We start from the raw sequence: 14,060 nt of genomic DNA on the forward strand, positions 1-14,060 counted from the left end.
CTCCACTAGGTTGATTTGAGGGATTCCGACAGGGGCAATTCAAGAATCAACTGCGCACCAGATTCACTTTCAACCGAGCCTTCACCATCCTTAGTGTTCTGGAATTTCACCGTTCCACCAAGTGCAGCAGCACGCTCGCGCAAACCTGCAATACCCGTACCGTTCAAGTGGCGTAAATCCTTAGAAGGGGTTTCAATAAAGCCCACCCCATCATCTGTAATAGACACTCGTAGCCGATTCGAAAAGGCGACTCTCACGTCAACGTGCTGAGCTTCGCCGTGTTTCGTTGCATTGGTCAAAGCTTCGGCGACACAGTGATACGCCAGTAGGGCAATAGTCTCGTCCAATTCCTGAGAGTTACCTTCGACCTGCAAGGCAGCGTCAACCCCTGCGTGCGCAATGAGCTCTTCAAGGGCTGCAATCAGCCCCCTATCAAAGAGCACCTGCGGAGCGATCCCCCGCACAGTCGCACGTAATGCGCGTAATGCCTGGGAGGCATTGTGTTCTGCATCCTCTAATGCTGTCTCCATGACTTCAGAGGAAGCCTGATTCTTGTAATGCAATTTTGCAGTAGCGAGGTTGAGTTTTAGCGCTGTCAGATATTGTTGCGGCCCGTCATGAAGTTCACGCTCGATGCGACGGCGTTCGCCAGAAAAAGCGTCGATAAGAGTGGCACGAGAAGCAGCGAGTTCCTTATCGCTGGGAGACAGTACAAACCGAACTACAGCTATTGACGCCGCGGAAAGCAGCCGCGAGAAGATCATCAAAAGACCAATAGCAATGGCGGCCACACCCCAAGAAACAACGAAAATAAGAATTGGATTTGAGGTGGACCATTCGCCCAGGGAAAGCTCGCCGACAGGTAGGAATGGGATGGCAATTAGTACTCCTGCGAAGAAGCCCAAAGAAACCCATGCGAAGAAGGCAGCTGCAGAAAGCACAAGCTGCATCAACAGATGAAAGAACTGTGGCCAGTCGAACCAGTGGCTCGCTTTGCGAAACGGGACTTTTGCGCCCATCCACAACGCCCCACGTCTACAGATGGCATCTGCACCACGCGCAACAAGGGGAATCCAAGGCAGCATCAACAACGAGACAACGAATCCAGGTACGAAAAGGAGCGCGAGCACTGCACTCCACCCCAAACTCTTCAATGTCTTCATCGATTTCAACACTAGTAGTCGCCTTTAAGAAAAACGGTAGAGCCAGCTCTACCTTTATGTAGGTAGTTGGCTCCATGGCTTCCATACTGTGTGATTGCTCTGATGAGAGTATGCAGAAATCAGAAACAAGAAGTCATGTCGCCACTGCATCAGCTAACTCACCAGTCTCTCCGCGAGCGCTCCAAGCGCATAACCTTACGAAGCGATTCGGTAAGCACAAGGTGCTAGACGGTCTCGAACTGAGCATTAACTCTGGTGAATTCGTCGCCATAATGGGCCCATCTGGGAGTGGCAAAACAACACTACTCAGAATTCTATCTGGCCTGGACAAACCTTCATCGGGCACAGTAAATGCTCCGCACCGTACCGAGCGCGCCTTCGTCTTCCAGGATTACAACCTGCTGGAATCCCTCACCGCAATGCGCAATGCGACTCTTACCGCCAGGTTTAGTGGGCGCCGCTGCTCCAAGGCTCAGGTCAAGACAATCTTTAATTCACTGGGACTTAGAGGATTCGAAAGCTATCTTCCAAATCAACTCTCCGGAGGTCAACAGCAACGTGTAGCCGTGGCTCGTGCGTTGCTTGCAAACGCACCATTCATCTTTGCTGACGAGCCCACGGGAGCTCTCGACGATCAAACTGCTGATGTGGTGTTAAAGCATCTCAAAACAGCAACCCAATCAGGATCGACAGTGGTAATGGTTACCCACTCCCAAAGAGCAGCCGCATATGCGGACCGCGTAATTGATCTCGCTAAAGAACCTCTGGCCACTCCTGGGAGCAAAAACTCATGATTGTTTGGCTTAAAGATCTAAAGTCGAATTGGTTGTCATGGCTGGCGATTTCAATCACGATGCTCGTTTCTTCCGCTAGCTGCAGTCTGGCAATTTCGATGATCTCCGCAGATGGCAAAGACGCAATTCCCCTTGGCGGAACGATCCTTGGAATGTCAATCTGTGCCATCGTTTTAGTCACGTTTAGTCAGATGCGTTTGACCATCGAAGAACACCAACCGATTTATCAGAGTTGGCGCATGGTCGGCATGCCTGGGTGGATGATCAACCTCCTAATACTCGGCCAAGTTGCCGTAGTTAGTGCTACTGCCTCTTTAATCGGGGCACAACTCATTCGCCCAGCGCTGAGCCCAGCAGTCGAGGCTCTTCGTGGTGATGGTATCTCCATGCCTGACCTATCGGTTGATGCCTCTGTGGTGATGTGGGTCGTACTTGTTTGTGGTGGAGCCGCTATAGCTGGTGCGCTGCTACCACTAAGACAGATTTTTCGACCACAGACCGGCTCTCACCCTTTGTGGATCACAGTCCGGAGCGCGGTTGCTACGGTCGCTATCGCTGGATGCAGTATTGGAGGCGCCTACATCGAGAAAACAGAAGATGTACTCGCCTGGGCGATGGGAATGTCAGTCCTCATACCGCTACTACTGCCCTGGCTGCTCCCTCTTCTTGACCAGTGGACACGTGTACTCGGCATTGCAGGAGCCAACGTTCGCGTCCGACGCAACTTCTCCTCGCCTCATATCGTTCCATGGGTTCTATTCGGAAGCCTCATCATCGGTGTGGGTTCAGGGCTTCGATTAATCAAGGACGCAGAACCTGGAAGCTCAATGTCGGCATGGCAAGTTTTTGTAGTTGTCCTTGGTCCAGTTTTTGCCCCCAGCATCGCCGGCGCCGTTATGACTTCGCTCATCATGCACGCCCGAATCAAAAGTGATATCCGCGGGCTTCGCCTTGCAGGTGCGCCCGGTAGGTCGTGGATTCTAATTCAAATAGGCGAAGCCTTCGCGCTTACCGGAACGGCTGCACTGGTGGTTTTGGTGTTCACGGTTCTGACCGTTGGAATAATAAATGACCACCTCACCGGCTTTGTTTCTTTCCACGGGATTTGGTGGACAGCGTTTGGCAGCACCTTTGCTGCGATGTTCTTGGCTCTATGCAGTGTCAAACTGGCGGTGGCGTCGAGCTTAGAAACGAATCAGAAATGACAAACTCCTAGCTCCAGTTCACCGCGCCCCTAGTTCACCGCACTGAGTGGAGAATAGCGCAGCTGTTCCACAAGCCAAATGATGCCAACACAGGTCTCACTCATTACGAAAACACAAGGTCAGGCGTACCGCAGTAGACTGTCGGCATGTTGTCACATGTCTTGACAGGCACAACTCGGTTCGTACGGAGCTCACTAGATCACTTCAACGCACGCCACCCGTGGAGCCACAACGACGCATTCCACCCATGGATCTTTACCCAACTGCCGAACAATCGTGCCCGAGCGCTCGACGTCGGTTGCGGGCACGGCGTACTCGTAGCCAAGCTCGCGGAGCATTTCGAGCACGTGCACGGAATCGACCCGGATAGTTCGATGCGTCGGGCCTCAATTGACCGTTGCGCGGGCCTCTCTAACGTAACCATCGACGACACCACACTCGCCGACGCTTCCCCCGGGTTCGACCTCATCACCATGGTCGCAGTTCTGCATCACATGGATTTAATCACAGGATTACAGCAGGTGCGGGATCACCTTGCGGAGGGAGGGCGCTTCCTTTGTGTAGGACTCGCCCACAGCGATTCGATGGCCGATCACGTATGGGACATCGTCTGTGCCTTGACGAACCCATTGATTGGATTCATGCGCCACCCTTGGCCAAACTACGCACTATCGACCGCTCCCCTCCCTACACGCAACCCAGACCTGTCGATAGCAACAATCCGGACGGCGGTCGATCACGTTTTGCCAGGTGCGCGCGTTCGCCGTCGACTAGCGTTCAGGCACACTATCGAGTGGACCAAACCAGCCCCACAGCAAAAGAAAACGCTTTTCAGATAGGGTGGGCAACATGAGTTCCCCCAGCGATGTCTGGTCCGCCAGCGACTACGCCCCGACAGCTGCACGCCTACGACCGATCTCTGAACTGGTCGCCGCGGAATTGGCCCGGCGCTTGCCCACCCCTGCAACGGTTGTCGACATCGGATCGGGGCACGGCGATGGCGTCACAGCGCTCGTCACCGAAGGCTACACCGTGACCGCTATCGAGCCGACCGCCCGAATCCGCGCGATCGGGCAGTGCAACGCGCCAAACGCCACGTGGATAGATGCACTGGGCGAAGCCACCGGCTTGGAAGACTCATCCGTTGACGCCGTCACGAGTACCTTTGGGTCGATGTTCTGCAACCCAACCACCGGACCAGCAGAATGGGCTCGCATCCTAAGGCCGGGAGGCGAGCTGGTGATGACTGCTTGGAATCAAGAAGGCTTCCTCGCCACAATGACAGACGCGATGATGGAATCGGTAAACCCTGGAGGCTCGAAGCAGACCCCGCCACACATGGCCTGGGGTATCACCGAGGTGGCTCACGAACGCCTATCGCAGTGGTTCGAAAGCATCCACATCGAGAACCGCGAGCTGGAGTGGACATTCGACAGCGTCGAAGACGGTATGCAGCTCTACCGCGAGGGCAGTCCAACGCATGTATGGATGGCCGACCATGCCGGCTCCCGCCGAGAGGCTCTATGGGCCGCCTTGCGCGACCACCTCAAAGCTCATGCAGATACCTCAGGACGGATCGAATCCACGACCGGCTACGTACTCATCACAGCGCGACGGCGTTGACGTCCGGGACCCTTGTCGAAAAGACGAGGCGCCTAAACGCTGAACTTGAACACCACCGGGTTCAAGCACGTACTAAGCTCTAGGACGCACGCCCGCAGGCACGGATTCGCCGGCTTCGGCGTGGCTTGCTCTCCGGCTGATGGTGTCGAAACATGATCACCGCCACACTCCGACAGCTTGTAGAGACCGCCACTGCCCATGCGCAGCGGTGCAACGATGACCACGACCACACAGTCGCCGCCGCCTTGCTGACCAGTTCAGGCCAGACCGTACTTGGCTTGAACGCCTTCCACTTCCTCGGCGGCCCATGCGGCGAAATCTCCGCACTGGCCAACCACGCGGCCACATGCGCCGATGACCCCATTGTCGCCGTGGTCGCGGTATACGGCCCGACAGGCCAAGTGATCTCTCCGTGCGGAAAGTGTCGTCAAGTGTTGTTCGACATCGACCCCGCCATCCAATGCATTGTCCACGGCAGCAACGGGCTCGAAGCGCTGAGCCTCTCCGAGCTACTTCCCTGCGCCTATGACTGGCGTGCCATGGAACTCCCACAAAAGGTCTTCATGTGGGAAGGCTACGAGCCGGCCATCAGAGATGGATCCAAACGCCAGACCATCCGCGTCGACGATCCCTTCCGACCCGGGCCAGCCCAGCTCGTCTTTGAGAAGGAGACCGGCGAGGTCACCACCATCGACGCGAAAGTCACCTCCGTGATTGCTACACGCCGTTGCGACCTCACTGAGGAACAAGCACAGCGTGACGGCTTCGCCTCATTGACCAAGCTGCACAAAGCCCTCGACATGCATTATCCCGGCCTCGAAATGGAAGATAACGTCGACGTCGTGACCTTCGAATTGAGCAGCGCCGCAGAATGAGAATCTAACCCCCAAGGTTAGCTATTGAAGCGGAACTCCCCCATGTAGCCGCGGAGATGACCATCTGTGGACCACGGGAAACCCCATCCACCCGCTCAGGATTTGGACCACACCAAGAGGTAACGGAACAGCGGCAGCCCAGACGCCTAGCTAAACGTTGAACTTAAACTCCACTGAGCGTCGAAAGAAAGTAACCTCACCCTAGCCGATAGTGAGGTTACCCTCGTTTAGTGGACACCCAACTTGTACGGATGTTGTGTCCGTAGGAGAGGATGTTCATTGTGAGCCAACAGCGCAAGAAGTACACGCCGGAGTATCGGCGTGAAGCCGCGAATCTGGTGATTGAGTCGCAGCGCCCGATCGCCCATGTGGCCCGAGAGATCGGTGTCGCCCCGGGGCTTTTAGGCAAGTGGGTCAAAAATGAGCGGGAGCGCCGAGGTTCTGCCGATGGGATGAGCGAGGCGGACCTTCGGGCCGAGAATGCGCGCTTGCGCCGGGAGCTGGCAGAGGCTCGGATGGACAACGAGTTTTTGTCAAAAGCGACAGCCTTCTTCGCTGCGAAGCAACGCGAGCAGAAAAGTTCGAACTAATGTGGCGAGAGAAGGCAAACTACAGCATTAAACGTATGGCACGCTTGTTGAAGGTGTCTCGGTCTGGATACTACAAATGGGCCCATACGCAGCAGAAACGACTATCCGGCGACGATGATCGTGCAGCATTTTACGATGATGTTGACCGCAAGATTCACCGGATTTGGAAAGACTCCGATGAGGTTTATGGTGCTCCGCGCATTACCGCAGAACTTGCCGAGCGCTACCACATTGCGCTCAACCGTAAGACTGTGGCTAAACGGATGCGCATGATGGGCATTGAAGGGATTTCACCGCGGGCCTTTGTCCCGGTGACAACCATTCAATCCAAGCGTAAGTCCACGCTTCCTGACCTGGTCAAGCGCATGTTTGATGCCGGTGAGCTCAATCGGGTGTGGATGTCGGATATTACCTACCTGCGCACCGGTGAAGGCTGGTTGTACTTGTGCGCGGTCCGTGATGGTCATTCCCGCCGTGTGCTCGGTTGGGCTATGGATAGTGTGCAAGATACTTCCCTGGTCGAGCGGGCCCTGCGGATGGCGTATACGCTGCGCGGTGACGTTCCTGATGGCCTGGTGTTTCACGCTGACCGTGGGGCACAGTTTACAAGCGAGCAGCTCTGGGACGTCTGCCGCGACCTGGGCATTGCTCAGTCCGTGGGGCGTACCGGGGTGTGCTTTGATAACGCGATGGCTGAATCGTTCTGGTCGACGCTGAAGACCGAATTTTACGACCGGCAACACTGGCCTACCCGTGATGCTGCACGCGCGGGTGTCGCCCGCTGGATTGAAGTGGTCTACAACCGTCGACGGCGGCACTCCGCACTCGGGATGGTCAGCCCCGTCGACTTCGAGCACCACATCACCCAGACCACCAACGAAGAAGAAACAGCTGCCTAACTATGAGGTAGCTCCACTACGTGTCCACCATTTGCGGGCAACCCCAGATAGAACCTTTCCGTAATACGATTACGTTCATGAAAACTATCAACGGCAAGCCAGTCAGCGAAGAGCAAATCGACGCATGGGTAGCCGAAGCTGAAAACGGCTACGACGTGGAAACGCTTCATCGCCGAGGCAGGAAACCTCGCAACGAAGATACTGCGAAGGTTATCTCCATTCGGCTCTCTCCTCGCGAAATCTTGGACCTCGACAAATACGCAGCCGCCCACGGATGGTCCAGATCCCAGGCAATCCGCGAAGCGTTAAAGAACGCCATCTAGACATGGACACATGTAGGCATGGACGTACGGCGTAGCGCCACGAAACACGGCATCAAGCCGGAAGACTCAGTTACTGCTGCGACATCAGGTTGCGTTTTTGCGGCCCCGCTCGACGAAGAGAACCCTCAACGGGAATTACGCCTGGGTTTCGACGGTTCAATGAGGCTGCTCGAGCTCGTCATTCTCATCTGGGACGACGGCACCGAAACGATCATCCACTCAATGAAGGCGCGCAAACAATATCGCAGCCTGCTCGACTAGTCACGAATAGCTTCAAAGAAACCCGGTGGTCTTCGCAGATACAGCAATCATGCGCTCGCCAGGGCACTGCAAATGTCAGATCCCATCCTTAAAATGGAGACCATGAGTGATGCCAATCTCACGATCCGGCAGATCACCTTCGACTGCCACGATCCCTCAAAGCTTGCCGAATTTTGGTCCGCAGCAACAGGCTGCGAGATCGCTGCAGATTACGGCGACTTCGTTATGGTCGATTCCACCCCGACGTTGGGATTTCAGCGCGTTAAGGATCCGACGCGCGGGAAAAACCGCATGCACATCGACGTTGGCGGGGCGGAGCGCGAAGCCTTGGTGGAACTACTGAAGGGGCTAGGGGCAACCGAACTCGGCACCCACGAGGCGCCAGGACTCGTGTGGACCGTCATGCAGGATCCGGAAGGCAACGAGTTCTGCGTGGGCAATCCCGAAGCCTAGCTAAACGTTAAACTTGAACTCCACAGCAACGCCGTGTCCACTACTCGGGGGACACCCCCAACATTAATGCTGCCCTGCCGGCAGACCAGGGCGGCCGTGTGAGTATCGGACAATAATGCGTAGTCCTCCAAGGGTCTGGACACAGGGGCTTTCCCCCTTTCCTCAGTGGTGCGACCAGAGGGAGTAGAAACATCCACCCCGGTGCACCCGCTGCGGTGACAACGACCCATCGCCCGCAGCAGGTGGCAATCGTCACGGTTATCCCTCTTTTTCAGATTCCTGTCCTCGGGATCAGAAAAAGACGGGGACCTGTCATAGGTCAGTGAGCATTTGCTGCATCTGGGCGATCTCGGCCTCCTGGTCGTTGATAATTTGTTCGGCCAGGGTGGTTGCATGGGGATTCTGGCCGTCAGCCACCTCGTCACGGTCCATGTCGACCGCACCTTCGTGGAGGGCATCTGCTCCAGGTAAAGGCGGGCGGCGCCGGTGCCCTGGGCTTCCTCAAGGGCTGTCATGTCCTCCTGGCTCATCATCCAGCTCATGCCACCCATCTCGCCGTGATCCATTCCACCTATCTCATCCATGGTCCCCATGCCCCAGAGTCGGTGACCGGCTGCTGGCCCCAGGCCTCGAGCATGGCGTTCATCCGGTCAATCTCCGGTCCCTGGGCGTCAATAACCCCCTGGGCAAACTCCACGACCTGGGCGGGGATGCCCTCCTTGGCCAGGAGCATCTCACTCATTTCCACGGCCTGCTTGTGATGGGGGATCATCATCTGGGCAAACATGATGTCCGCGTCGTTGTGATCGGCGGAGATCTCCCCGTCCTCCTCAGTCGCCGCCCTGGTGGTCTCGGTCGTCTCAGCGGTAGTCGTCACAGTGCTGGTGCCGAGGTGGTGGCGTCGGTGTTGCCTGAGTCGGTGGCCTCACCGCTGGCGGCCAGCGCCAGGGTGGAGACTACGGCGAGAGCGGAAAGAACAAGGGTGCGCTTTATGGTGGAGCCCTTTCAGGGTCATATGGGGTCAGTGGAGAGAAGTGATGGATCAGTGGACGGCGGTGGATTTCGGAGTAGGCGTGGTGTGTTACTCCTTCGGACTGGTGGGAGCCAGGTGGGCCGGGTCCAGATCAATCCGGCGCAACAGCTGGGCGTTCAGGGCCACCACGATGGTCGAGGCAGACATCAAGATCGCGCCCACGGCCGGGGACAGCACGAACCCGATCGAGGCGAGCACTCCGGCGGCCAGCGGCACGGCAAGGATGTTGTAGCCAGAGGCCCAGACCAGGTTCTGGATCATCTTGCGGTAGCTGGCCTGGGACAGCTCAATCATCGACAGCACTGCCCGCGGGTCATCACTGGCTAGGACCACCCCGGCAGATTCCATGGCCACATCCGTGCCGGCACCGATGGCGATACCGACCTCCGCGCGGGTCAGAGCGGGGGCGTCGTTGACACCGTCGCCGACCATGGCCACGCTCAGGCCACGCTCCTGTAACTGGGTGACCTTGGTGTCCTTGTCCTGGGGCAGGACCTCGGCGAAGACCTCATCGATCCCCAGGTCCTGGCCAACCGCCTGGGCCACCTGCTGCGCGTCACCGGTGATCATCGCGACTTTCACCCCGCGGTCCTGCAGGGCTTTCACGGCGGCGTGGGATTCGGGGCGGACCTTGTCCTCGACGGCCACCGCACCGATGATCTGACCGTCGCGGACAATATGGAGCACACCGGCCCCACGCCCGGTCCAGGCGCTGGTGGTGTCGGTGAGCTCGGCCGGGGTGGTGAGGTTGAACTCGCGCAGCATGTTCGGCCCGCCCACGAGGATCTCAGCGCCATCGACAGTGGCCCGGACCCCCCGACCGGAGGCGGCGCTGAAACCAGTTGCACGGATTTGCCGACGGGAGGCCTCGGGATGGGCGGCCGCGGCCGCCACGATGGCGCGGGCCACGGGGTGCTCGCTGTCGGCCTCCGCGGCGGCGGCCAGGGCCAGCAGCTCGTCCTCGGTGACGCCGCCAGCTGCCGCGACACCGGTGACCGCGTGCGCTCCCTCGGTCAGGGTGCCGGTTTTGTCGAAGAGCATCACGTCGATGGTGCGCATCCGCTCGAGCGCCATCCGGTCCTTGATGAGCACCCCGGATTTCGCGGCCCGCTCGGTGGAGATCGCAATGACCAGCGGAATCGCCAGGCCCAGGGCGTGCGGGCAGGCGATGACCAGTACCGTGACCGTGCGCGCCACGGCATCGTCCGGGCTGCCGATGATGATCCACACCACCGCGGTGATCAGAGCGGAGATCAGCGCGAACCAGAACAATAACGCCGCCGCCCGATCCGCCAGGGCCTGGGCCCGGGAGGAGGACTCCTGGGCGTCGGCAACCAAGCGTTGGATCCCGGCCAGGGCGGTGTCCCCGCCGGTAGCCTCCACCCGGATGCGGACGGTGTTGTCGGTGGCCACAGTACCGGCGACCACCTTGTCACCGGTGTCGCGGAAGACGGGACGGGATTCGCCGGTGATCATCGCCTCATCGAATTCGGCGGCTCCGTCGAGGATGGTTCCGTCGGCCGGCACTCGGGCACCGGCCCTCACCAGCACGACGTCGTCGACGGCCAGCTCGGAGATGGCCACGGTGCGGGTGGTCCCGTCGATGACTTTCTCGGCCTCATCCGGCAGCAGGGCAGCCAGCGCGTCAAGCGCGGAGGACGCGGCCCCGAGAGCGCGCATCTCCAGCCAATGGCCCAGCAGCATGATGGTCACCAGCAGAGCCAGCTCCCACCAGAAGTCCAGGTCAAAACCGCCCAGCCCCAGAGTGGTGACCCAGGAGGCGACAAACGCCACGGTGATGGCCATGGCGATCAGGAGCATCATCCCGGGTTGGCGGGATTTCAGTTCGTTCCATCCGCCCTTGAGGAAAGGCGTTCCGCCGTAGACGAAGATGATCGTGCCCAGCACCGGGGGGATCCAGGTGGATCCGGGGAATGCCGGGAGATGGTAGCCGAGCAGCTGGGCGACCATGGGGCTGAAAATAACGACGGGAATGGACAGAATCAGCGACCACCAGAAGCGTTCCCGAAACATTGCGGTGCTGTGTCCGGCGTGTTCGCCGTGACTATGAACGTGGTGGTCGTCGTCCATGGCGGAGTGCGGGTGATCGTGGGGCATCGCCTGGCCGTGGGTGTCGGCATCTGCGTGGTGTTCGTGGCTGGCATGATGCGGGTGGTGGGTGTGGTCTGTTTCCGGAGCGGGGTGATCACCATGGTGGTCACCGGAATGGTAGGGAGTGCTCATGACGTTCCTTTCGCTCAACCCGGTCGGGGTCGAGATGATGGGTAAAACTGATCAGGATAAGACGGTGTAGCCGGCCTCTTCGATGGCCCGGCGAACCATCTCCGGAGGTACGACACCGGTGACCCTGACGGTAGAAACACCACCAGCAGCGAGATCAATCTGGACGTCGTCGACCTGGGGGAGGGCCTGAAGGGCCTGGGTCACGCTTTTCACGCAGTGCCCGCAGGTCAGGCCGGTGACCTGGTAGCTCGGGGAGGATCCTCCTGCTGACGAGTCGCTGGCGGCAGGGATGGAGGCGGTGTCGGCACGTGAGGCAGGTCCGCAACAGCTGCAGCCGTGGGAGTCCATCGGCAAGAGGCGGGGCGGGGAGGTGATCATAGGAAAGCTCCTTCGGTTCGGTAGGGTTCGGCGATACCGCTATCTAGCGTATACCCCCTGGGGGTATATTTTCAGCATACCCCCTGGGGGTATATTCTCAAGGGGTGGAGGGCACGGCCCTCACGCGGGGCAGGGTGTGGTCACCGAGCAGCCTCCTCACTGTCGGGAGGGGACAGCGGGAGGCGGAGGGCAAACACCGCTCCGCAACCGGGTCCGGGGGAGGTGGCTGTGAGAGCGCCGTCGTGGGCCTCGATCAATGCCTTGGAGATGGTCAGACCGATACCGGACCCGGCGGCGTCCCGGCTGCGGGCGGCATCTCCCCGGTAGAAGCGTTCGAAGATGTGTCCGAGCTGGTCAGGTGGGATGCCCTCGCCGTCATCGGCGACGTGGATGAGCGCGGTGGACGCCCCCTGTCGGTGGACGCTGATCCGGACCTGCCCGCCGGCCGGGGTGTGCCGTAGCGCGTTCGACAGGAGATTGCTCATCACCTGGCCGAAGCGTTGCCGGTCCACGAGCACCCGGGCGGTTTCTGTAATGGTCTCGACCTGTAAATCGACGCCTTTGTCAGCATAAGCTTCCCCCGCGGCAGCAGCGGCGGTATGGAGCAGATCCCCGAGCCCTTCCTCCGCCAGGTCCAAATCGATCCGGTGTTCCTGGCCCCGGGAGACATCGTCGATGTCTTCCATCAACCGGGTCAGGCGGGTGAGTTGGTCAGCCATGATCGTGTGGGTGGCATTATTCCAGTCCACGACCCCGTCCTGGAGACCATCGAGGTAGACCGTGAGCACCGATAAGGGGGTGCCCATTTCGTGGGCCAGATCAGAGAGCATCTGGCGGCGGACCTGTTCGGTGTGTTCCAGCCGGTCGGCCATGGTGTTGAAGGCATGCGCCAGGGTGGTGACCTCGGGGCCTGCTTTTCCGGCGGGCACGCGGATACGGGAGTTGCCGGCCGTTAGGCTGGTAGCGGCGCGGGTGAGATCCTGCAGGGGGGGTGCGCAGACGACGCGATAACCACAGGCTGGCCAGCAGGGCACTGATCAAGGCGGTGGGTAGGGCGACGGCCAGGGTGATCAGGTTGGCGCCCCGGTAGGCCTGCTCGGCATGGAACAGCTCCAGCGAAGGGTCCTCCCGGCCGGTCATCAACATATGATCGTGGAACAGGGGCGGGCCCACCATCGTGGCCACGGCCGCGGCCACCAGCAGGCTAATCACCACGACCAACACCTGGGCGGCCAGGAAGCGGAAGGTCAGGCCGGGTCCGTGATTCATGGCTGCCCCACCCGGTAGCCCACGCCACGCACGGTGTCGATAAACCCCCGGCCCCGGGTGTCGGTGCCGAGCTTGCGACGCAAGTTGCCGATGTGGACATCGACGATGCGTTCATCACCGACCCAGGTGGTGTCCCAGACCTCGGTGACCAGGTCGTGGCGGGTCAGCACCTGGCCGGGGCGCAGGGCCAGGGCAACCAGCAGCTCGAACTCCGTGCCGGTGAGCTCCACGGTCGTCTCCCCCACCCGCACCTGATGGGCGACGGGGTCAAGGATGAGGTCACCAACGATCAAGGGGGTGGTCACCTGCGGTGGGGTGGTGCTGGTGCGTGGACGGCGCAGCACCGCATGCACCCGGGTCACCAGTTCCCGGATGCTAAAAGGTTTGGTGATGTAGTCATCCGCCCCCAGGGTCAAACCGCTGATCTTGTCGTCCTCGCTGCCACGCGCGGTGAGCATGAGGATGTAGCAGTCCGAGAAGGTGCGGATGCGTCGGCACACCTCCAGGCCGTCGAGTTGGGGCAGCCCCAGATCCAGCACCACGACATCGGGGGAAAAGCGACGGGACTCGTCCACGGCCTGGGTGCCGGTGTGCGCCTGGCGGGTATCGAAGCCGGCCCGGATGAGGTAGGAGGCCACCATCTGAGCCAGGGGTTGTTCATCATCGACGACCAGCACCCGCCCCGGGGGCGTGGCGGTGGTCGGTGTGTGGTCAGCCATAGACCCCAGTATCGCTCCGGCCAAGGGGGAATACCATCCTCGCTCAGTGCCCGCCGGGGAATCTTCATCAAATCTTCAAACATCACCCTTCGACCGCCGTCACCCCTGTGCCCCGCCCCGGGCCGGCGGCATCGCCTCCCCTGGTCGGTTCAGCAGGCGCCACCAGGGATTTCACTGCTTGCACCGCATACCCGGGGCGGGTAGAAGGACATCGCCCACGGCTGTGGGGTG

Annotated in this window: 13 protein-coding genes and 2 pseudogenes; 9 read left to right on the top strand and 6 right to left on the bottom strand. The window is 59.8% G+C overall.

Translation table 11 applies throughout. The annotated features are described in order from the left end of the window. Positions 1 to 5: 5 nt before the first annotated feature. Positions 6 to 1,163, bottom strand: a complete 1,158-nt coding sequence (locus tag L8V00_RS04385; RefSeq protein ID WP_035012383.1) for a sensor histidine kinase — start codon at positions 1,161 to 1,163, stop codon at positions 6 to 8. Positions 1,164 to 1,237: 74 nt separating this feature from the next. Between L8V00_RS04385 and L8V00_RS04390 the strand changes: the two genes are divergently transcribed. From L8V00_RS04390 to L8V00_RS04430, 9 genes are all read left to right on the top strand, one after another. Continuing rightward, a complete protein-coding gene (locus L8V00_RS04390) occupies positions 1,238 to 1,957 on the top strand; it encodes an ABC transporter ATP-binding protein (RefSeq protein ID WP_237746514.1) in 720 nt (239 codons plus the stop codon). After that, the gene (locus L8V00_RS04395) at positions 1,954 to 3,162 is read left to right on the top strand and encodes an ABC transporter permease (RefSeq protein ID WP_269944318.1); all 1,209 of its coding nucleotides are present in this window, start codon (positions 1,954 to 1,956) and stop codon (positions 3,160 to 3,162) included. Before L8V00_RS04390 ends, L8V00_RS04395 begins: the two co-directional genes overlap by 4 nt. A gap of 146 nt (positions 3,163 to 3,308) precedes the next feature. Next, positions 3,309 to 4,001: a class I SAM-dependent methyltransferase gene (locus L8V00_RS04400; protein ID WP_070488206.1), complete on the top strand. Its 693-nt coding sequence runs from the start codon at positions 3,309 to 3,311 to the stop codon at positions 3,999 to 4,001. A gap of 10 nt (positions 4,002 to 4,011) precedes the next feature. After that, positions 4,012 to 4,785 (top strand): class I SAM-dependent methyltransferase, encoded by a 774-nt coding sequence (locus tag L8V00_RS04405; RefSeq protein WP_051876240.1) that lies wholly within the window; start codon positions 4,012 to 4,014, stop codon positions 4,783 to 4,785. A gap of 152 nt (positions 4,786 to 4,937) precedes the next feature. Then, complete coding sequence (locus L8V00_RS04410) at positions 4,938 to 5,660, top strand: ASCH domain-containing protein (protein WP_269944319.1); 723 nt, start codon at positions 4,938 to 4,940, stop codon at positions 5,658 to 5,660. A gap of 272 nt (positions 5,661 to 5,932) precedes the next feature. Then, positions 5,933 to 7,149 (top strand): IS3 family transposase gene (locus tag L8V00_RS04415; RefSeq protein WP_155270867.1). Its coding sequence is split into 2 segments (ribosomal slippage): positions 5,933 to 6,194 and positions 6,194 to 7,149, totalling 1,218 coding nucleotides; the frame shifts between segments, so codons are not numbered across the junction. A 77-nt stretch (positions 7,150 to 7,226) separates the two neighbouring features. Beyond that, positions 7,227 to 7,472 carry a CopG family ribbon-helix-helix protein gene (locus L8V00_RS04420; protein WP_034985727.1) on the top strand — a complete coding sequence of 82 codons (246 nt, stop codon included), beginning with the start codon at positions 7,227 to 7,229 and terminating at the stop codon, positions 7,470 to 7,472. Positions 7,473 to 7,490: 18 nt separating this feature from the next. Next, a complete protein-coding gene (locus tag L8V00_RS04425; RefSeq protein WP_034978290.1) occupies positions 7,491 to 7,733 on the top strand; it encodes a hypothetical protein in 243 nt (80 codons plus the stop codon). 102 nt (positions 7,734 to 7,835) lie between these two features. Then, entirely contained in the window at positions 7,836 to 8,186 is a 351-nt protein-coding gene (locus tag L8V00_RS04430) for a VOC family protein (protein ID WP_034985729.1), read from the top strand. 312 nt (positions 8,187 to 8,498) lie between these two features. Here L8V00_RS04430 and L8V00_RS10015 read toward each other — a convergent pair. From L8V00_RS10015 to L8V00_RS04460, 5 genes and pseudogenes are all read right to left on the bottom strand, one after another. After that, a pseudogene (locus L8V00_RS10015) lies at positions 8,499 to 9,179 on the bottom strand (DUF305 domain-containing protein). A gap of 88 nt (positions 9,180 to 9,267) precedes the next feature. Then, positions 9,268 to 11,463 (bottom strand): copper-translocating P-type ATPase, encoded by a 2,196-nt coding sequence (locus L8V00_RS04445; RefSeq protein WP_269944321.1) that lies wholly within the window; start codon positions 11,461 to 11,463, stop codon positions 9,268 to 9,270. 51 nt (positions 11,464 to 11,514) lie between these two features. Next, on the bottom strand, positions 11,515 to 11,841 hold the full coding sequence (locus L8V00_RS04450) for a heavy-metal-associated domain-containing protein (protein ID WP_035005531.1): 327 nt from the start codon (positions 11,839 to 11,841) through the stop codon (positions 11,515 to 11,517). 140 nt (positions 11,842 to 11,981) lie between these two features. Beyond that, a pseudogene (locus L8V00_RS04455) lies at positions 11,982 to 13,110 on the bottom strand (sensor histidine kinase). Further along, the gene (locus tag L8V00_RS04460) at positions 13,107 to 13,829 is read right to left on the bottom strand and encodes a response regulator transcription factor (RefSeq protein ID WP_141747080.1); all 723 of its coding nucleotides are present in this window, start codon (positions 13,827 to 13,829) and stop codon (positions 13,107 to 13,109) included. The pseudogene L8V00_RS04455 and the gene L8V00_RS04460 overlap by 4 nt, the downstream one beginning before the upstream one ends. Between the last annotated feature and the right edge of the window lie 231 nt (positions 13,830 to 14,060).

Origin of the sequence: Corynebacterium evansiae, assembly GCF_027570065.1 — a bacterium.
Lineage (GTDB): Bacteria > Actinomycetota > Actinomycetes > Mycobacteriales > Mycobacteriaceae > Corynebacterium > Corynebacterium evansiae.

What these genes read in the sequence shown, in the direction of transcription:
- L8V00_RS04385 (WP_035012383.1), bottom strand. Translation starts at nt 1,163, where the DNA reads ATGAAGACATTGAAGAGTTTGGGGTGGAGTGCAGTGCTCGCGCTCCTT.
- L8V00_RS04390 (WP_237746514.1), top strand. Translation starts at nt 1,238, where the DNA reads ATGGCTTCCATACTGTGTGATTGCTCTGATGAGAGTATGCAGAAATCA.
- L8V00_RS04395 (WP_269944318.1), top strand. Translation starts at nt 1,954, where the DNA reads ATGATTGTTTGGCTTAAAGATCTAAAGTCGAATTGGTTGTCATGGCTG.
- L8V00_RS04400 (WP_070488206.1), top strand. Translation starts at nt 3,309, where the DNA reads ATGTTGTCACATGTCTTGACAGGCACAACTCGGTTCGTACGGAGCTCA.
- L8V00_RS04405 (WP_051876240.1), top strand. Translation starts at nt 4,012, where the DNA reads ATGAGTTCCCCCAGCGATGTCTGGTCCGCCAGCGACTACGCCCCGACA.
- L8V00_RS04410 (WP_269944319.1), top strand. Translation starts at nt 4,938, where the DNA reads ATGATCACCGCCACACTCCGACAGCTTGTAGAGACCGCCACTGCCCAT.
- L8V00_RS04420 (WP_034985727.1), top strand. Translation starts at nt 7,227, where the DNA reads ATGAAAACTATCAACGGCAAGCCAGTCAGCGAAGAGCAAATCGACGCA.
- L8V00_RS04425 (WP_034978290.1), top strand. Translation starts at nt 7,491, where the DNA reads ATGGACGTACGGCGTAGCGCCACGAAACACGGCATCAAGCCGGAAGAC.
- L8V00_RS04430 (WP_034985729.1), top strand. Translation starts at nt 7,836, where the DNA reads ATGAGTGATGCCAATCTCACGATCCGGCAGATCACCTTCGACTGCCAC.
- L8V00_RS04445 (WP_269944321.1), bottom strand. Translation starts at nt 11,463, where the DNA reads ATGAGCACTCCCTACCATTCCGGTGACCACCATGGTGATCACCCCGCT.
- L8V00_RS04450 (WP_035005531.1), bottom strand. Translation starts at nt 11,841, where the DNA reads ATGATCACCTCCCCGCCCCGCCTCTTGCCGATGGACTCCCACGGCTGC.
- L8V00_RS04460 (WP_141747080.1), bottom strand. Translation starts at nt 13,829, where the DNA reads ATGGCTGACCACACACCGACCACCGCCACGCCCCCGGGGCGGGTGCTG.